Here is a 17,286-nt window from a genome sequence, read left to right on the forward strand (position 1 = left end):
GCCCTAGCCGAAGATGGTCGCGGTCTGCCGCGAGATCGCCAGCAGCTGGCCGTCCGCCGTCCAGCACTGGGCGGCGATGTGCCCGTAGCCGTCACGGGCGTGCTCGATGGTCGCCAGGTACTGGCACCAGCCATTGGCCGGCAGGGCCGGCTGCGGCTGGACGAACTCGATGGTCCAGGTCAGCGAGCTGGACGGCGCCGGCGCCTTGAGCATCGGCAGGGTGGCCGGCGGCCAGGCGTCGATCAGCGCCAGCAGGTGGCTGACCTCCATGGGCTCCTCGCCCACCCCGTCACCGCGGAAACGCATCCAGCCGCCCATATCCCGTGAAGCGCTCGACGAAAAGGGCATGCCGCCCACGGCCCAGCGCATGGCGATATGCCGGGTGAACTCGGGCATCAGCTTGCGGATGAAAGGCAGTTCCTGGCACGCGTCGGCCGCCTTGAAAGCCGGCGCCGGCAGGCCCTCGACCTGTACCACCGACTCGCGCGGCAGGCCGAAGCTGGCCTGGGCCAGGGTCAGCACCTGGCCGTTCTGCAGCGCCCGGCAGAACACCTGGCTGACCGCCTTGCCCTCGCGCAGCACCTCGGCCTCGAAACTCACCGGCACCTCCGGCTCCACCGGGCCGACGAAGGTCACCGCCAGCGAGCGCAACGGCCGCCCGGCTTCGGCGACGGCCGCCATCGCCTCGTAGGCCATGGCCGCCACCAGGCCGCCGAAACTGGCGCGCCCCTGCCCCCACTGCGCCGGGATCACTACGTTTCCGGGCGCATTGCGCACCGCCTGGATGAGTTCGGGAAAGGTCATCGTCGCCTCCTGCTGACTGGTTCAGGCGGCATCTTAGGGGCAAAGGCGGCGGGGCTGGCAACCATCCTTAGGGATGAACGCGGGTCCACTCAAGGGGCGAATGTCTGTTCATAGATGGGAGTGAGGCATAACCGTTCGCGGTTATCCACCGATGCACCCACGCCACGAGCCGCGCCAAGGCTGAACCCGGCGCGGCCGGATGCCATGGTCAAACGGCGGATAACGCCGTAGGCGTTATCCGCCCTACGCCAAAGTCAGGCCTGGCGTAGGGCGCATAACCGTTCGCGGTTATACGCCGTCGGCCGTGCCACCGGGGCGTCCGGCGTGGTTGATGAACCAATCGCGGACGGAGTCCGCTCCTACGATCGTGCTTCCCTGAACCGTATTATCCGTCGCTGAAAACGGCGGATGGCGCTCACCCCAATGCCTTGAGCAACCGCTCCAGGCTCTCGTCGGCATCCCGTTCGGCCAGGTCGTGCAGGGCGTTCCAGTGCGGCTGCAGGGGCATCAGGTCGAGTTCGCGCTCGCTGCGGATCAGCCACTGCTCGTAGTCGTGCCAGGTGCCCAGGGTGGACTGGGCTTCCTTCAACGGCACCAGCAGCTTCTGCGGCAAGGGCGAATCCTTCGGGTAGGCCTCCAGGGAATAGCGCATGCGCTTGATCAGCAGGCGCAGGCGATGGCGGTCGTGGGCCGGGTCCTTCAGGGCGATGCGCAGCTTGTGCCACTGCTTGGCCAGGCGCTTGCGCACCTGGGCATGCAGGCCTTCGAGCACGCCGTGGCGTTCGGCGGTGCGCCAGAGCATCGGCCAGCCGTCGAGCAGGCGCATCAGCCGGTCCCACTGCGGGCTGGCCAGCAGCGCCACGTAGCCCGAGGTCAGTGCCGGCCGGCGCAGCGCGGCAGCCTTCTCCAGGCCTTCGGCCTCCAGCACCGGCAGCAGCACTTCGAGGTCGCGCAGCGGCCCGCTCAGGCGGCCCAGCTCGCCCAGCGCCGCCTCGATCTCGTCGATACCGGGCATGCCCTGGGCCGGGTGCAACAGGCTGCGCAGGCGCCGCACGGCGATGCGCAGGTCGTGCAGGGCCTCGCTGTCGGAGCGCGCGCGCAGGCGTTCGGAGGCGGCGAACAGGGCCACTTCCTGCTCGATCACGTGGGAAACCAGATAGTCGCTGAAGGATGACACGGCGAACTCCGTCCGTCTGGGCCTGGAACTTATGAGGTTAGCTGGCAGCGCAACGGCGGCAAGCTGCCACCCGTGGCCGATGGTCGCAAGGCGTTTCAGCGGCCACGCCGGGGCAGCCGCCAGGGCAGTTGCCGGCGCAGCCGCGCCAGGTTCGCGCGCAACTCCTGCGGGGCTACGCCGGCGCCGGCGTAGCGCTGGCGCTCGAACGCCGCCAGGTAGGCCTGGATGCCCGCGGCCTGGGCCGGCAGCGCGGCCATCGCCCGCTCGGCGAAGGCTCGCGGCCCTTCGCCGGCGTGGCGCCGCAGGCCCTGGCCGGCCAGCAGTTGCTCGAAGCGTTCGAAGCTGCGCAGCTGCGCATCCCGCGTCCGCCGCCAGGGCTTGAACAGCAGCAGCGCCAGCAGGCCCAGCGACAGGGCGCCACCGCCCACCAGCAGCACGCCGACCCACAGGCTGTCGCGGTCGCCGAACCAGGCCTGGAACAGCCCCGCCTGCTGCTCGCCCTGGTAGCCCAGCACCCAGCGCTGCCAGTCGTAGTTGAGGTTGTCCCAGCTCAGGCGCAGTTGGCTGAGCATGCCCAGGCCACCGTAGCGCAGGCGCGCGAAGGGCGAATCGGCGAGGAAGCTGCCCTCCTCCGCCAGCGCCGCCTGCAGGCCGCGCTCGATGCGCGAGGGGGCCACCTGGAAGGTCGGGTCGACGCTGCGCCAGCCCGCGCCCGGCGACCAGTACTCGACCCAGGCGTGGGCGTCGAACTGGTGCACCAGCAGGTAGTCGCCGGCCGGGTTCAGCTCGCCGCCCTGGTAGCCGGTGACCACCCGCGCCGGGATGCCGGCCGCGCGCAGGACGAAGGTCATGGCCCCGGCGTAGTGCTCGCAGAAGCCGCGCCGTGTGTCGAACAGGAAACCGTCGATGCGCTCGTCGCCGGTGGCCGGCGGGCGCAGGGTGTAGGCGTAGGGCTGGTCGTGGAAGTGGCGCAGCACCGCCTGCACCAGCGCCTCGGGTTGCGGGTGATGCTCGCGCAACTGCGCCGCCCAGGCCCGCGTACGCGGGTTGCCACGGGCCGGCAGCTGCAGGTCGCGGCGCAACGTCGTGGCGCTGCTGTCCGGCTCGCGCAGGGCCTGGGGCCAGGAGGTGGCGCGGTACATCAGCACGTCCTGCACCGGGCGCCGCCGCTCCAGGCGGAAGTCGCTCATCAGGCGCGCATCGTCCGGGCCGCCCTCGGCCACGTCGAGGGTGAACAGCCAGGGCCGCGCGCTGGGCTGCATGATCACCTGGTAGTCCAGCGCCGGCCCCCGCTTGCGCCAGTCCGGCGCCGGTCCGCCACGGCCCTGCCAGGACTGCGTCCAGCGCTGGCCGTCGAAGTTCTCCAGGGTCAGGGCGCGCCAGTAGAGCTGTTCCTGGGGTGGCGCGGCGCCGTCGAATTTGACACGGAAGGCCAGTTCGGTGGACTGGCTCAGCTCGACGAAGTCGCCGGGCATCATCGAGTCGCTGAGGCCGGTGGTGGCCTGGCCGCCGGGCAACGGCAGCGACCACAGCGGGCCCAGCCGCGGGAACAGCAGGAACAGCAGCAGCATCAGAGGCAGCGCCTGCAGCAGCAGGCCGCCGGCCAGGCGCAGGGTGCGCCAGGGGCCCTCGGCGAAGCTGCTCTGCTGCAGGCCGATCAGCGCCGCCAGCAGGGCGGTGACCGGCAGCAGGCTGAAGGCCGCGGCCAGCAGGCTGGCGTCGAACAGGTAGCTGGTGGCCACGGCGAAGAAGCCGAGCAGGATCAGCACCAGGGCGTCGCGGCGCGTCTTCAGTTCCACCAGCTTGATGACGAAGGCGGCGATCAGCAGCACCACGCCGGCGTCCAGGCCGATCAGCGAGCCACGCGACAGCCACACGCCGATGCCGGCGGCGACCACCAGGGCCAGCTTGGCCAGGCCGTTGGGGTAGCGCGCACGCATGCGGTAGACCTGCACGCGCCAGGCCGCGCAGCCGAGCCAGAAGCCCACCACCCAGAACGGCAGGTGCTCCAGGTGCGGCAGTATCACCAGGGCCTGGGCCACCAGCAGCCAGGTCAGGGCGATCCGCGGGATCGGCTGCTGGCTCACGGCCGCGCCCCGAACAGCGCCAGTTCGCGCAGGCAGGCGGCGCGGTGGGCGTCGCCGCTCGCCAGCGGCAACTGCACGCCGGGCAGGCGCAGGCCGAAGCTCTGGCCACGCAGGGACAGTTGCAGCACCCAGTGGCAGAGGCAGGACAGCCGCGTCTCGACGTCGCCGCCGAGCAGCGCGAAGTCCAGCCAGAGGTCGCGCCCGCTGAGCGCGGCGAAGTCTTTCACCAGCAGGCCCTGGCCGCGGGAGTAGGCCTTCCAGTGCAGGCGCCGGCGCGAGTCGCCGCTCTGGTAGGGGCGCAGGCCCTGGAAGTCGTCGGCGCCGCTGCCGCTGGCGCGCAGGCCCTCGTCGTGCTCGTCGGCGCGGCCGCCCTCCAGGGGCAGGTCGGCGGGCAGCGGGCGCGGGTAGACCAGGGCGGCCTGGTCCAGGTCGAGCCAGCTCCAGGCCACCAGCAGGCCCAGGGGGAAGCGGCTCTCCACCCGCAGGCGGCCCGGGCGCAGCCAGCCGCGGCGCTGCGCCGGCAGCGTCAGCAGCAGTTCCTCGGCGCCGCTGGCGCGCACGTCGGCGTGCAGCAGCTCCTGCTCCGACCAGCCCAGGCCGATGGCCCGCCGTTCGCGGCCCTCGCCTTCCAGGCGCACGCGGAAGCAGACCTGCTCGCCGACGAACACCGGCAGCGCGCCCAGCGCGGTCAGGCGCAGGCCGCCGAGGTTACGGTAGGTATGCAGGATGGCGACGATGAACAGCGACAGCAGCAGGAAGGTCAGGCCGTAGGCCAGGCTGTTCTGGTAGTTGATGGCGGTGAGCAGCAGCAGGACCACGGCGACGCCGAAGGCCACGCCCTGCCCCGAGGGGATGATGAAGATGCGCCGCTGGTTCAGCTGCAGCGACGGCGAGGGCGGGATGCGCCGGGCGATCCAGCTCTGCCACAGCGGGCGGACCTTCACCAGCATGGCCGGGCCCCGCTCACAGCGCCGGGACTTCGCGCTGCAGCCACTGCACCAGGGCGCCGCCGCCGTGGCCGGAGGGGTCGGCCTGGTCGCGCAGGCGGTGCCCGGCCACCGAAGGCAGCACCGCCTGGACGTCCTCGGGGATGGCGTAGTCGCGCCCGGCGAGCAGCGCCCAGGCCCGCGCCGCGGCCAGCAGCGCCAGGCTGCCGCGCGGCGACAGGCCGAGGGCGAAGGCCGGCTGGCTGCGGGTGGCCTCGGCCAGGCGCAGCACGTAGTCGACCAGAGCGTCGCTGACGTGGACTTTCGGCACCTCCGCCTGCAGCGCCGCCAGCTCGGCGGGGGTGAGGATCGGCTCCAGGCGCGGCAGCAGGTCGCGGCGCGCCTCGCCCAGCAGCAGGGCCTTCTCCGCGGCGCGCCCGGGGTAGCCCAGGGACAGGCGCATGAGGAAGCGGTCGAGCTGGGACTCCGGCAGGGCGAAGGTGCCGCCCTGGGTCACCGGGTTCTGCGTGGCGATGACGAAGAAGGGCTCGGGCAGCGGCCGGGTGGCGCCCTCGATGGTCACCTGGCCCTCCTCCATGGCCTCCAGCAATGCGCTCTGCGCCTTGGGCGTGGCGCGGTTGATCTCGTCGGCCAGCACCAGCTCGGCGAAGATCGGCCCGGGGTGGAAGACGAACTGCCCGGTCTCCTTGTCGAACACCGAGGTGCCGAGCACGTCGCCGGGCAGCAGGTCGGAGGTGAACTGGATGCGCTGGAAGCTCAGCCCCAGCACCCGCGCCAGGGCGTGGCTGAGGGTGGTCTTGCCCATCCCCGGGAGGTCTTCGATCAGCAGGTGCCCGCGGGCCAGCAGGCAGGTCATGGCCAGGCGCACCTGGACTTGCTTGCCCAGCAGGATCCGGTCCACCGCTTCCAGGCATTGCTCCAGCTTGCCGCGCATCCTCACCTCGTGCCGTGCCATCGAAAGAATCCGATCCTACTGGCCCACCGCCACAGCGAACAGGTCACTTCGCCACAAACTGTGACGGGGCCGGCTCAACTGGCCAGCAGGCGTTCCACCAGCCAGCGCGCCGCCGGGCCCAGGCTGCGCTGCCGCGACCAGACCACGTCGACCGCCACGCTGCGCGGCCAGCCGGGCACCTGCAGCGGGTGCAGGCGGCCGTTGGCGAAGCGCTGGTTCATCCAGGTGGGCAGCTCCACCCAGCCGAAGCCGAGCACCGCCATGTCCAGCAGCAACAGGTAGGTCGGTGCCGACCAGCAGCGCCCGCCCAGGGGTGGCTCGGCGTCGTCGATGAAGGTGTTCAGGCGCAGGTTGCGGTGGGCCAGCAGGTCGCTGCGTTCCACCTTCTCCAGTTGCGCCAGGGGGTGCTCGCGGCTGACGAACAGGCCGAACTCGGCGCATTCGCCCAGGGTGGCCGAGCCGATGTCCGGCGGGTAGTTCGGCTGCGCGGCGAGCAGGCCGAGGGAGGCGCGGCCCTGGCCGACCAGGTCGATGACGTCGCCGTGCTCGGCGATCAGCCATTCGAACTCGAGGTCGGGGAAGTGCCGGTCGATTTCCGCCAGGCGCTTCTCGAAGGGTTCGGACTGGTAGGTGTCGGACATCGCCAGGGTCAGCCGCGGCTCCATCCCCGCCGAGAGCTGCCCGGCCAGCTGGCCGAGGCGGTCGTTGGCCATCAGCACCTCCTCCACGCGCCCGAGCAGGGCCTTGCCGGCCTCGGTCAGCTTCGGCTGGCGCGCGCTGCGGTCGAACAGCTCCAGGCCCAGGTCGATCTCCAGCCGCGCGATGGCCTCGCTGACGGTGGACTGGCTCTTGCCCAGCTTGCGCGCGGCGGCGCTGAAGGAGCCCAGGCAGGCGGCCTCGGCAAAGGCCTGGAGGGATTCGGGTGAGTATTGCATGGCGCCTCGTCCATCGGTTTTCCCGATGCTAGCCAACTTCGAAACAACCCTTCAACCGATGAGAATAGCTGCAACTCGGCCCCGAGAGGCCCGTTTTCACCCTGGAGAAACACCCATGAGCATGCAAAAGACGCTGAAGGAAAGGCTGTTCCACGCCCTGCTCTTCGAATTCATCGCCCTGGCCATCTGCGCCCCGACCCTGGCCTGGCTGATGGACCAGCCGCTGGGCCACATGGGCGCCCTGACGCTGATGTTCTCGTTGATCGCCACACTGTGGAACATGGTCTACAACGCCCTGTTCGACCGCGCCCAGCGGCGCCTGCAATTCGCCCGCACCCTGCCGGTGCGCGTGCTGCACGCCTCGCTGTTCGAGCTGGGCCTGATCTTCATGCTGGTGCCGCTGGCGGCCTGGTGGCTGGGCATCGGCCTGGTGGAGGCGTTCGTCCTGGATATCGGCCTGATCCTGTTCTTCCTGCCCTACACCATCGCCTTCAACTGGGTGTACGACGCGCTGCGCGAGCGCTGGGTGGAGCGGCCGCGGGAGGTGCTGGCGCGTTAGGCGGGGGCTTGTAGGAGCGAGCTTGCTCGCGAACCACACGGCACCACATCCGGTCGGAACACCTTTCGCGAGCAAGCTCGCTCCTACGAAGAACACTCCATGCAGCCTGCCGGAGCGTTGCGTAGGGCGAATAACCGTTCGCGGTTATCCGCCGTTGGCCGGAACGCTGGTGCCCGAGGACATTGGCGGATAACGCCTTGGGCGTTATCCGCCCTACGAATGAAAAAGGCGGAGCAGGTCACCCTGCTCCGCCTTTTTCATGCCCCTGCCGTTCAGGCCAGGGAGGCGACTATCGAGGCCAGGGCCGCGGCCGGGTCGGCGGCCTGGCTGATCGGGCGGCCGATCACCAGGTAGTCGGCGCCGGCGTCCAGGGCCTGGCGCGGGGTGAGGATGCGGCGCTGGTCGTCCTGGGCGCTGCCGGCCGGGCGGATGCCCGGGGTGACCAGTTGCAGGGCCGGGTGCGCGGCCTTCAGCGCCGGGGCTTCCTGGGCCGAGCAGACCAGGCCGTCCAGGCCGGCCTTCTCGGCCAGGGCGGCCAGGCGCAGGACCTGCTCCTGGGGCTCGACGTCCAGGCCGATGCCGGCCAGGTCCTCGCGCTCCATGCTGGTCAGCACGGTCACGCCGATCAGCAGCGGCTTCGGGCCGTTGAAGGCGTCGAGGGTCTCGCGGCAGGCCGCCATCATGCGCAGGCCGCCGGAGCAGTGCACGTTGACCATCCACACGCCCATCTCGGCGGCGGCGCGCACGGCCATCGCGGTGGTGTTGGGGATGTCGTGGAACTTGAGGTCGAGGAACACCTCGAAGCCGCGGCCGTTCAAGGTCTCGACGATGCCCGCGGCGCAGCTGGTGAAGAGTTCCTTGCCCACCTTCACCCGGCACAGTTTCGGGTCGAGCTGGTCGGCCAGCGCCAGGGCGGCCTCGCGGGTGGGGAAATCCAGGGCGACGATGATCGGGGTCTGGCAGACGGACATGGGCTCTCTCGCGGGGGGAATCTGAAAAACGCCGCGCATTGTCGCAGAAAGCGCCGCCGCCGGCAGCCTCCGGCGACGCGCTGCCCGCCTCACACGCTCAGGCGCTCGCGCAGGCGGCCGAGCATGCCCAGCAGGCTGCCGACCTTCTCCCGCTCGCGTTCCTCGCGCGGCGCCTCGGCCTGGCGCGGCACCGCCAGTTGCGGTTGGCTGCGCCACAGCTGGGCCTGCTCGGCGGCGGCCTTCAGGCCCTTCTCGAACAGGCCGCGGCGGATCGGCTTGGGCAGGTAGCGGAAGATCTGCGCCTGGTTGATCAGCGCCAGCAGGTCCTGGGTGTCGCGGAACGGCGTGACCACCAGGCTGAGCAGGCGCGGGTGGGCCTGGGCCAGGGACTTGAGCAGCGGCGCGGTGTCCTCGCCGGCGAGCTTCAGGTCGCTGACCAGGATGTCGATGGGCTCGGCGTTGAGCCGCAGCAGCGCCTCGGCCAGGTTGCGCGCGCGGTGCAACTGGTGGTTGCCGGCGGCGCAGAAGTCGCCGACGCAGGCCAGGGCGTCGGCGTCGTCGTCCAGCAGCAGCACGTTGAGCGGCGCGGCCAGCCGGCTGATGGCCTGCAGGTCGGGCGCGGCGCCCGCCTGGCGCCCGGCGATCTCCGCCGCCTGGCGCAGGGTGAAGGCCATTTCCTGCGGGTCCCAGGGCTTGGTCAGGTAGCGGAAGATGCCGCCGTCGTTCAGCGCCTCCACCGCAGCGTCCAGGTCGGAGTAGCCGGTGAGCAGGATGCGCAGGCAGTCCGGGGCGATCTCGCGGGCCCGGGCCAGCAGCTCGGCGCCGCTCATCTGCGGCATGCGCTGGTCGCTGACGAGGATCTGCACCGGCTCGCTGCGCAGGCGCTCCAGGGCGCGCCGCGGGTCGCTCTCGGTGAGCACCTCGTAGTGCCGGCGGAACTGCATGGCCAGGCTGCGCAGGATGCGTTCCTCGTCGTCGACGAAGAGGATGCGGGTCAGGCCGGTGGGCCGGGCCTGGCCGGACTGCGGCAGGGCCTTGAGCGGCTGGGTCATGTCAGGCACTCCGTTTCAGGTCGCTGGCCTGCGCGCGTGGCAGGCGGATGAGGAATCGTGTGCCGCGCCCCGGCTCGGAGGCGACGCGGATGTTGCCGCCGTGGTCCTGGACGATCTTGTAGCTGATCGACAGGCCCAGGCCGGTGCCCTGGCCCGGCGGCTTGGTGGTGAAGAAGGGGTCGAAGATGCGCGCCATCACCTCGGCGGGCATGCCCTTGCCGTTGTCCTGCACCGAGACGTACACCGCCGCCTCGTCGGCCCAGGTCCTGACATGGATGTGGCCGTGGCCGTCCATGGCCTGGGCGGCGTTGGTGAACAGGTTGAGCAGCACCTGGTTGATCTGCGAGGGCGCGCAGGCGATGCGCGGCAGCTCGCCGAGCTGGCGGATGATCTCGGCCTTGTCCTTGATGCTGTTGCGGGCGATCAGCAGCGCGCTCTTCACGCACTCGTTAAGGTCCACCTCCTCGCTCATGGCGCGGTCCAGGCGGGCGAAGTCCTTGAGCCCGCCGACCAGCTCGCCGATCTGCGCCAGGCCGTAGGTGGTGTCGCCGAACAACTGGTCGAGGTCCCCCAGCAACGGCTCCAGGGCGGCTTCCCCGCGCACCCGCCCGGCGGCCTGCAGGGCCCGGGCCAGACGCGCCTCGTCGCAGGCCGCATCGCCCAGGCAGTCCACCAGCTCGGCCTGGCTCTCGGCCAGCTGCAGCAGCGGCAGGAGTTGCTCGCGGATCAGCTCGAGGTTGTTGCGCACGTAGCCCAGCGGGGTGTTCAGCTCGTGGGCGACACCGGCGACCATCTGGCCCAGGGAGGCCATCTTCTCCGACTGCACCAGTTGCGCCTGGGACTCCCTGAGATCGACCAGGGCCTTGTGCAGCACGCGGTTGCGCTGGGCGATACGCGCCTCCATGGCCTTGAGCAGGTCGAGCACGGTGCCCAGGCCCAGGTAGGCGCCCGCGCCGTCGACCAGGATGAAGTCCTCGGTGATGGGGTACCTGAGCTGGGCGGTGACCTGCTGCGCCGCCTGCTCCAGGCTCCACTCGATGTCCACCCGCAGCGGGCTGGCGTTCATCATCTCGCTGACCGGGCGGCGGCCCCAGAGGTCGCGGCCGAAGCGCTGCATGAAGATGTCCTGCAGCGTGTAGCGGCTGATCAGCCCCAGCGGGCGGCCCTGCCCGTCCACCACCGGCAGCGAGAGGAAGGCGCGGTGCTCGGCGGTGAGCAGGCGGTCGGCGACGTCGCTTAAGCTCATCTGCGCCTGCAGCGGCTCCACGGCTCGCAGCAGTTCGTGCAGGGCGCTGGTGGTCATCGGCGGACTCCGCTGGCTGAAATGCACGCCAGTCAATCAGGTCCAGATTGCCATCATGTGACAGCGGTCGCGCGCCACGCATCCTTCACCTCGGCGTCATACGCCGGCAACAAGCACGCTCACTGACAAGCCGACCGCGCGGGGTTATGGTGGAAGCCTGCATCCCCAAGGAGAACACCATGCCCTGGTACGCCTGGTTGATCATCGTCCTCGCCCTGGGCTCCATCCTCGGCGGCCTGTTGCTGCTGCGCGACAGCGCCCGCAAGCTGCCGCTGACCGAGGAACAGCTCAAGCGCATCCACCAGCGCAATGCCGAGATGGACGCCCAGGACGCCCGCGACGACAAGCGCTGAGCGCCGGTAGCCGTTGCCGACAGCCCCCGCGCCCGGGGGCATTTCCGCCATTCCCCGCCGCGGGCATGGATCAGGCTGGGCGAATTGCCTAGACTGCGGCCGGTGGATGGAGGACACGATGCTCAGGAAGCTACTCCCGCTGCTGCCAGGGTTGCTCCTGCTCGGCGGTTTCGCCCTCGGATTCGTCCAACCCCTGGGGCTATTGATAGGCGCGGTCTTCGTCGCCTGGACACTCTATGGCGAACAGCGCCTGCCCTGGCTGCTCTGGTGGCCGCTGTGCCTGCTGGCGAGCTTCGCCCTCGCCGCGCACCTGCTGCCCGGCACCCAGTCGTGGACGCTGTGGCCGCCGCGGCAACTTTCCGCCGATGCACCGGCCTACGCGCTGCGCCTGTCCTGGGACAAGGCGCTGGTGGGCGTCACCCTGCTGGCCTGGTGGCTGCGCCGCCCGCCCCTGGCGGGCGCTTCGCCGGACTACGCCGGCATCGCCGTGGTCGCCACCCTGTTCGCCGTGCCGCTGCTGGCGACCGCCTCGGGCCTGGTGGTGTGGCGGCCGAAATGGCCGGACGGCCTGTGGATCTGGCTGCTGGTGAATTTCGCGGTGATCGCCCTGACCGAGGAACTGATCTTCCGCGGCCTGCTGCAGACCTCGCTGGTGGAGCGCCTGGGCGCGCCCGCCGGGATCATCCTCGCCAGCCTGCTGTTCGGCCTGGCGCACCTGCCCTTCAGCGGCCAGTTCGCCGTGGTGGCCGGCGTCGCCGGGCTCGGCTACGGCCTGGCGCTGCACTTCAGCGGGCGCATGCTGGTGCCCATCCTGCTGCACGGGGTGGTCAACAGCGTGCACCTGTTGCTGCTGAGCTACCCGCTGCACCTGGGCCTGGGCTGATCAGGCGGCCTTGTAGACCAGCAGCAGGGCCTGCTCGGCCAGGTCGTCGAGGGTCATGCTGCCGTCCTGGCGGAACCAGGTCATGGTCCAGGACAGCGCGCCGGTGAGGAAACGCCGCAGGATGAACGGGTCGCCCTCGCAGTAGCCGGCGGCGCGCGCCTCGCCGAGCACGTCCAGCCACATCTGCTCGTAGATGTCGCGCAGGCCGAGGATGTAGGCCTGGCCCTCCGGCGACAGCGAGCGCCATTCGTAGACCAGCACCGCCATGGCTTCGCCGGTGCCGCCCATGATCGATTGCAGCTCGCAGCGGATCAGCGCCAGCAGGCGCTCGCGCAGGTCCTCGGCATCGGCCAGGGCGGCGCGCATCAGCGCGGTGTTGTAGAGGATGGTCTCCTCCATCACCGAGCGCAGGATCTCGTCCTTGCTCTTGAAGTGGTGGAAGATGCTGCCGGACTGGATGCCCACGGCGCCGGCCAGGTCGCGCACCGTGGTGCGCTCGTAGCCCTTGGCGCGGAACAGGTGGGCGGCGGTCTGCAGCAGCTTGCCGCGGGCGCTCTCCGGGTCCGTCACCTGCCCGTTCGCCACCAGCTCCAGCATCACTTCGCGCGCTTTCTGGTCATCCACGCTCTGCTCTCCCCTCGTCCGCCATCCGGCCACCGCTGTTCAGGGCGATTTCATGATCGCCACGCAAGTACTTGTGCATACAGGTGAAATGTATGCCTGCGAGGGCAACCAAGCAAGCGCTTGGCCATCACTTGGTTGGGTTGTCTGGCGGTTACGCCCTCTTTTCAACCAAGCGCTTGCTTGGTAATGTCGGAACACCTCTCGACCGTTACGGGCAGAACAATGACCAAGACCGTACGCATCGGCTGCGCCTCGGCTTTCTGGGGCGACACCTGCAGCGCCGCCGCCCAGTTGGTGAAGGGCGCGGAGCTGGACTACCTGGTGTTCGACTACCTGGCTGAAATCACCCTGTCGATCATGGCCGGGGCGCGCCTGAAGAACCCCGAGGCGGGCTACGCCACCGACTTCGTCGAGGTGCTGGCGCCGCTGCTGGGGGAGATCGCCGGCAAGCGCATCCGCGTCATCAGCAATGCCGGCGGGGTCAACCCGCAGGCCTGTGCCAGGGCGTTGCAGGCCGCCTGCGAGAAAGCCGGGGTGAACCTGAAGATCGCCGTGCTGGAAGGCGACAACCTGCTGCCCCAGGCCAGCGAACTGGCCAAGGCCGGCGCCGTGGAAATGTTCAGCGGCGCCCCGCTGCCGCCGCTGTGCGTGTCGATGAACGCCTACCTGGGCGCGCCCGGCATAGTCGAGGCGCTGGCCCGGGGCGCGGACATCGTGATCACCGGCCGCGTGGTGGACAGCGCGGTGGTCAGCGCCGCCCTGGTGCACGAGTTCGGCTGGGCCTGGAACGACTTCGACAGGCTGGCCCAGGCCGCCCTGGCCGGGCACATCATCGAATGCGGCGCGCAGTGCACTGGCGGCAACTTCACCGACTGGGAAAGCGTGCCGGACTACGAGCACATCGGCTTCCCCATCGTCGAAGTGCAGGCCAGCGGCGACTTCGTCGTCACCAAGCCGCAGGGCACGGGCGGCCTGGTCACGCCGCTCAGCGTCGGCGAGCAGGTGCTCTACGAGATCGGCGACCCGCGCGCCTACCTGCTGCCGGACGTGGTCTGCGACTTCACCCGGGTGCGCCTGCAACAGGCCGGCCCCGACCGCGTCGCCGTCAGCGGCGCCCGCGGCCTGCCGCCCACCGGCCAGTACAAGGTCAGCGCCACCTACCCCGACGGCTTCCGCTGCACCGCCAGTTGCCTGATCGCCGGCATCGACGCGGTGAAGAAGGCCGAGCGGGTGAGCCGGGCGATCATCGCCAGGACCGAGGAGATGTTCGCCGAACGCGGCTGGGGCCCCTACCGCGAAACCAGCATCGAGCTGCTGGGCAGCGAGGCCACCTACGGCCCCCACGGCCGGCGCCAGGACAGCCGCGAGATCGTCGTGAAGCTCGCCGTGCGCCACGCCCGCAAGGAGGCGCTGGCGCTGTTCTCCCGCGAGATCGCCCAGGCCGCCACCGGCATGGCCCCGGGCCTGACCGGCATCGTCGGCGGGCGGCCCACGGTGTACCCGGTGATCCGCCTGTTCTCCTTCCTGGTAGACAAGGCCCGCTGCCAACTGGCGGTGCACATTGGCGAGGCCAGCCACGCCGTGGCCCTGCCGCAACTGGAACACTTCGACCCGGCGAACCTGGCCGAAGCCGCGCAGGCCCCCGCCGCCAGCGGCCAGGCCACGGCCAGCGTGGCGCTGGTGAAGCTGGCGGTGGCGCGCTCCGGCGACAAGGGCGACCACAGCAACATCGGCGTGATGGCGCGCCAGCCCGAATACCTGCCGTGGATCGCCGAGGCCCTGAGCGAAGGCGCGGTGGCCGAGTGGATGCAGCACGTGCTGGACCCGCAGCTGGGCCGCGCCAGCCGCTGGTACCTGCCCGGCACGCACAGCCTGAACTTCCTGCTGGAGCACGCCCTGGGCGGCGGCGGCGTGGCCAGCCTGCGCATCGACCCGCAGGGCAAGGCCTTCGCCCAGCAACTGCTGGAATTCCCGGTGGCGGTGCCGCAGCACATCGCCGATGAACTCAGCTCTTCTATGAAAAGAGCGAACGCTTGAGCAGGACGACAAAAACAATGGCATACGACTCGATCTTCAAGCCCGGCCTGTTCGCCGGCCAGACTGCAATCGTCACCGGTGGCGGCAGCGGCATCGGCCGTTGCACCGCCCATGAACTGGCGGCCCTGGGCGCCCACGTGGTGCTGGTCGGGCGCAAGGCCGAGAAGCTGGAGAAGACCGCCGGCGAGATCGCCGAGGACGGCGGCAGCGCCAGCTGGCACAGCTGCGACATCCGCGACGAGGAGGCGGTGAAGGCGCTGGTGGCGCAGGTGCTCGCCGAGCGCGGGCCGATCCACCACCTGGTCAACAACGCCGGCGGCCAGTACCCCGCGCCGCTCGCCTCGATCAACCTCAAGGGCTTCGAGGCGGTGGTGCGCACCAACCTGGTGGGCGGCTTCCTCATGGCCCGCGAGGTGTTCAACCAGAGCATGAGCAAGACCGGCGGCGGCATCGTCAACATGCTCGCCGACATGTGGGGCGGCATGCCCGGCATGGGCCACTCCGGCGCCGCCCGCGCGGGCATGGAGAACTTCACCAAGACCGCCGCCGTGGAGTGGGGTCACGCCGGGGTGCGGGTCAACGCCGTGGCGCCGGGCTGGATCGCCTCCAGCGGCATGGACACCTACGAGGGCGCCTTCAAGGCGGTGATCCCGACCCTGCGCGAACACGTGCCGCTCAAGCGCATCGGCACCGAATCGGAAGTGGCCTCGGCCATCGTCTTCCTGCTCTCCCCCGGCGCCGCCTTCATCAGCGGCAACACCATCCGCATCGACGGCGCCGCCAGCCAGGGCAGCCGCGCCTTCCCGCTGGCCAAGGGCAAGCCGGGGCAGAGCCGTTCCTACAACGGCTTCCACCGCGCCTACCTGCCCGACGTGCTGAAGGACCAGGAGTAAGCCATGCCGGTGATCCAGTCGGAAATCGACACCCAGGGCGAGGACTTCGCCCGCAACCGCCAGGCCATGCTGGCCGCCGTGGCCAGCTTCCGCGACCTGGAGCAGCAGGTGCTGGACAAGGCCGCCGAGGCCAGGCCCAAGTTCGACAAGCGCGGCCAGCTGCTGCCGCGCGAGCGCCTGAACCTGCTGCTCGACCCCGGCGCGCCCTTCCTCGAACTCTGCTCCCTGGCCGGCTACAAGCTGCACGACGACAAGGACGGCACCCAGGCCGGCGGCGGCATCATCTCCGGCATCGGCTACGTCGCCGGGGTGCGCTGCCTGGTCAGCGCCAGCAACAGCGCGATCAAGGGCGGCACCATCTCCCCCACCGGGCTGAAGAAGACCCTGCGCCTGCAGCAGGTGGCGCTGGAGAACAAGCTACCGCTCATCGCCCTGACCGAGAGCGGCGGCGCCAACCTCAACTACGCGGCGGACATCTTCGTCGAGGGCGCCCGCGGCTTCGCCAACCAGGCGCGGCTGTCGGCCGCCGGCATCCCGCAGGTCACGGTCGTGCACGGCTCCAGCACCGCCGGCGGCGCCTACCAGCCGGGGTTGTCGGACTACGTGGTGGTGGTGCGCGGCAAGGCCAAGATGTTCCTCGCCGGCCCGCCGCTGCTCAAGGCCGCCACCGGCGAAATAGCCACCGACGAGGAACTGGGCGGCGCCGAACTGCACGCCCAGGTCGCCGGCACCGCCGAGTACCTGGCGGAGAACGACGCCGACGGCGTGCGCCTGGCCCGCGAGATCCTCGCTGCGCTGCCGTGGAACGCCCAGCTGCCGGCCCGCGCGGCGCGGCACTGGGACGAGCCGCTGTACCCGGCCGAGGAACTGCTGGGCGTGGTCCCGGCCGATGCCAGGAAGCCCTACGACGTGCGCGAGATCGTCGCGCGCATCGCCGACGGTTCGCGCTTCCTCGACTTCAAGAACGAATACGACGCCCAGACGGTGTGCGGCCACCTGCACATCGAGGGCCACGCCTGCGGCCTGATCGGCAACAACGGCCCCATCACCCCGCAGGGCGCGGCCAAGGCGGCGCAGTTCATCCAGCTGTGCGAGCAGAGCAACACGCCCATCCTGTTCCTGCACAACACCACCGGCTTCATGGTCGGCACCGAGTCCGAGCGCCTGGGCGTGATCAAGCACGGCTCGAAGATGATCCAGGCGGTGGCCAACGCCACCGTGCCCAAGCTCACCCTGGTGGTCGGCGGCTCCTACGGCGCCGGCAACTACGCCATGTGCGGCCGCGGCCTGGACCCGCGCTTCATCTTCGCCTGGCCCAACAGCCGCACCGCGGTCATGGGCGGCGCCCAGGCCGGCAAGGTGCTGCGCATCGTCACCGAGGAAAAGCACGCCAAGGAGGGCAAGCAGGCCGACGCGAAGATGCTCGACATGCTCGAACAGATGACCGCGCAGAAGCTCGACGCCCAGTCCACCGCGCTCTACGGCACCGCCAGCCTGTGGGACGACGGGTTGATCGACCCGCGCGACAGCCGCCGGCTGCTGGGCTACCTGCTGGACATCTGCGCGGAGGCGGCGGTACGGCCGCTCAAGGGCAACAGTTTCGGGGTAGCGAGGTTCTGACCTGATAGGGGCTCCCTCTCCCGCTTGCGGGAGAGGGAGCCAAAGCGATCCGGCGTAAAGCGAACTTCCCGCCCGCTCCGAACAGC

General features: G+C 70.4%; 16 protein-coding genes. 6 read left to right on the top strand and 10 right to left on the bottom strand.

Translation table 11 applies throughout. From position 1 onward, the window contains the following. Positions 1–3: 3 nt before the first annotated feature. The 6 genes from DK254_RS06745 to DK254_RS06770 form a co-directional block, all read right to left on the bottom strand. Positions 4–804 carry an acyl-CoA thioesterase II gene (locus tag DK254_RS06745; protein ID WP_109933162.1) on the bottom strand — a complete coding sequence of 267 codons (801 nt, stop codon included), beginning with the start codon at positions 802–804 and terminating at the stop codon, positions 4–6. A 415-nt stretch (positions 805–1,219) separates the two neighbouring features. Continuing rightward, the gene (locus DK254_RS06750; protein WP_109933163.1) at positions 1,220–1,981 is read right to left on the bottom strand and encodes a CHAD domain-containing protein; all 762 of its coding nucleotides are present in this window, start codon (positions 1,979–1,981) and stop codon (positions 1,220–1,222) included. A gap of 95 nt (positions 1,982–2,076) precedes the next feature. Further along, positions 2,077–4,068, bottom strand: coding sequence for a DUF3488 and transglutaminase-like domain-containing protein (locus DK254_RS06755; RefSeq protein ID WP_109933164.1), 1,992 nt, complete (start codon positions 4,066–4,068; stop codon positions 2,077–2,079). Then, positions 4,065–5,018, bottom strand: a complete 954-nt coding sequence (locus tag DK254_RS06760) for a DUF58 domain-containing protein (RefSeq protein ID WP_109933165.1) — start codon at positions 5,016–5,018, stop codon at positions 4,065–4,067. Before DK254_RS06760 ends, DK254_RS06755 begins: the two co-directional genes overlap by 4 nt. 13 nt (positions 5,019–5,031) lie before the next feature. Then, a complete protein-coding gene (locus tag DK254_RS06765; RefSeq protein ID WP_089391720.1) occupies positions 5,032–5,949 on the bottom strand; it encodes a MoxR family ATPase in 918 nt (305 codons plus the stop codon). Between the two features lie 95 nt (positions 5,950–6,044). Then, positions 6,045–6,905 carry a LysR family transcriptional regulator gene (locus DK254_RS06770; protein ID WP_089391721.1) on the bottom strand — a complete coding sequence of 287 codons (861 nt, stop codon included), beginning with the start codon at positions 6,903–6,905 and terminating at the stop codon, positions 6,045–6,047. Positions 6,906–7,020: 115 nt separating this feature from the next. Here DK254_RS06770 and DK254_RS06775 point away from each other — a divergent pair, with 115 nt between their 5' ends. After that, positions 7,021–7,464, top strand: a complete 444-nt coding sequence (locus tag DK254_RS06775; protein WP_109933166.1) for a multidrug/biocide efflux PACE transporter — start codon at positions 7,021–7,023, stop codon at positions 7,462–7,464. A 272-nt stretch (positions 7,465–7,736) separates the two neighbouring features. Here the strand turns inward: DK254_RS06775 and pyrF are convergent, their stop codons facing one another. The 3 genes from pyrF to DK254_RS06790 all read right to left on the bottom strand — a co-directional run bounded on the left by pyrF (position 7,737) and on the right by DK254_RS06790 (position 10,790). Further along, a complete protein-coding gene (gene pyrF / locus DK254_RS06780) occupies positions 7,737–8,435 on the bottom strand; it encodes an orotidine-5'-phosphate decarboxylase (RefSeq protein ID WP_109933167.1) in 699 nt (232 codons plus the stop codon). A gap of 89 nt (positions 8,436–8,524) precedes the next feature. Continuing rightward, a complete protein-coding gene (locus DK254_RS06785) occupies positions 8,525–9,487 on the bottom strand; it encodes a response regulator (RefSeq protein ID WP_109933168.1) in 963 nt (320 codons plus the stop codon). Position 9,488: 1 nt separating this feature from the next. Next, positions 9,489–10,790 carry a sensor histidine kinase gene (locus DK254_RS06790; RefSeq protein WP_109933169.1) on the bottom strand — a complete coding sequence of 434 codons (1,302 nt, stop codon included), beginning with the start codon at positions 10,788–10,790 and terminating at the stop codon, positions 9,489–9,491. 179 nt (positions 10,791–10,969) lie between these two features. On the opposite strand from DK254_RS06790, the gene DK254_RS06795 reads away from it, so the two are divergent. Beyond that, positions 10,970–11,143 (top strand): DUF2897 family protein, encoded by a 174-nt coding sequence (locus tag DK254_RS06795; protein ID WP_074979780.1) that lies wholly within the window; start codon positions 10,970–10,972, stop codon positions 11,141–11,143. A 118-nt stretch (positions 11,144–11,261) separates the two neighbouring features. Next, a complete protein-coding gene (locus DK254_RS06800) occupies positions 11,262–12,026 on the top strand; it encodes a CPBP family intramembrane glutamic endopeptidase (RefSeq protein ID WP_109933170.1) in 765 nt (254 codons plus the stop codon). Here DK254_RS06800 and DK254_RS06805 read toward each other — a convergent pair whose 3' ends face one another. Further along, positions 12,027–12,650 (bottom strand): TetR/AcrR family transcriptional regulator, encoded by a 624-nt coding sequence (locus DK254_RS06805; protein ID WP_009621522.1) that lies wholly within the window; start codon positions 12,648–12,650, stop codon positions 12,027–12,029. Positions 12,651–12,872: 222 nt separating this feature from the next. On the opposite strand from DK254_RS06805, the gene DK254_RS06810 reads away from it, so the two are divergent. Genes DK254_RS06810 through atuC form a run of 3 tightly spaced genes read left to right on the top strand, consistent with a single transcriptional unit; the run spans position 12,873 to position 17,200 of the window. Then, entirely contained in the window at positions 12,873–14,687 is a 1,815-nt protein-coding gene (locus tag DK254_RS06810; protein WP_109933171.1) for an acyclic terpene utilization AtuA family protein, read from the top strand. A 17-nt stretch (positions 14,688–14,704) separates the two neighbouring features. Next, complete coding sequence (locus tag DK254_RS06815; protein ID WP_109933172.1) at positions 14,705–15,580, top strand: SDR family oxidoreductase; 876 nt, start codon at positions 14,705–14,707, stop codon at positions 15,578–15,580. A gap of 3 nt (positions 15,581–15,583) precedes the next feature. Further along, positions 15,584–17,200: a geranyl-CoA carboxylase subunit beta gene (gene atuC / locus DK254_RS06820; RefSeq protein ID WP_109933173.1), complete on the top strand. Its 1,617-nt coding sequence runs from the start codon at positions 15,584–15,586 to the stop codon at positions 17,198–17,200. Positions 17,201–17,286 lie beyond the last annotated feature (86 nt).

The sequence above is a fragment of the Pseudomonas sp. RW407 genome (genome assembly GCF_003176655.1).
In the GTDB taxonomy this organism is placed as follows: Bacteria; Pseudomonadota; Gammaproteobacteria; order Pseudomonadales; family Pseudomonadaceae; genus Pseudomonas; species Pseudomonas delhiensis.

Excerpts from the sequence above, each read along its gene's own strand:
- DK254_RS06745 (WP_109933162.1), bottom strand. The coding sequence starts at position 804 with ATGACCTTTCCCGAACTCATCCAGGCGGTGCGCAATGCGCCCGGAAAC.
- DK254_RS06760 (WP_109933165.1), bottom strand. The coding sequence starts at position 5,018 with ATGCTGGTGAAGGTCCGCCCGCTGTGGCAGAGCTGGATCGCCCGGCGC.
- DK254_RS06765 (WP_089391720.1), bottom strand. The coding sequence starts at position 5,949 with ATGCGCGGCAAGCTGGAGCAATGCCTGGAAGCGGTGGACCGGATCCTG.
- DK254_RS06770 (WP_089391721.1), bottom strand. The coding sequence starts at position 6,905 with ATGCAATACTCACCCGAATCCCTCCAGGCCTTTGCCGAGGCCGCCTGC.
- DK254_RS06775 (WP_109933166.1), top strand. The coding sequence starts at position 7,021 with ATGAGCATGCAAAAGACGCTGAAGGAAAGGCTGTTCCACGCCCTGCTC.
- pyrF (WP_109933167.1), bottom strand. The coding sequence starts at position 8,435 with ATGTCCGTCTGCCAGACCCCGATCATCGTCGCCCTGGATTTCCCCACC.
- DK254_RS06785 (WP_109933168.1), bottom strand. The coding sequence starts at position 9,487 with ATGACCCAGCCGCTCAAGGCCCTGCCGCAGTCCGGCCAGGCCCGGCCC.
- DK254_RS06790 (WP_109933169.1), bottom strand. The coding sequence starts at position 10,790 with ATGACCACCAGCGCCCTGCACGAACTGCTGCGAGCCGTGGAGCCGCTG.
- DK254_RS06795 (WP_074979780.1), top strand. The coding sequence starts at position 10,970 with ATGCCCTGGTACGCCTGGTTGATCATCGTCCTCGCCCTGGGCTCCATC.
- DK254_RS06800 (WP_109933170.1), top strand. The coding sequence starts at position 11,262 with ATGCTCAGGAAGCTACTCCCGCTGCTGCCAGGGTTGCTCCTGCTCGGC.
- DK254_RS06810 (WP_109933171.1), top strand. The coding sequence starts at position 12,873 with ATGACCAAGACCGTACGCATCGGCTGCGCCTCGGCTTTCTGGGGCGAC.
- DK254_RS06815 (WP_109933172.1), top strand. The coding sequence starts at position 14,705 with ATGGCATACGACTCGATCTTCAAGCCCGGCCTGTTCGCCGGCCAGACT.
- atuC (WP_109933173.1), top strand. The coding sequence starts at position 15,584 with ATGCCGGTGATCCAGTCGGAAATCGACACCCAGGGCGAGGACTTCGCC.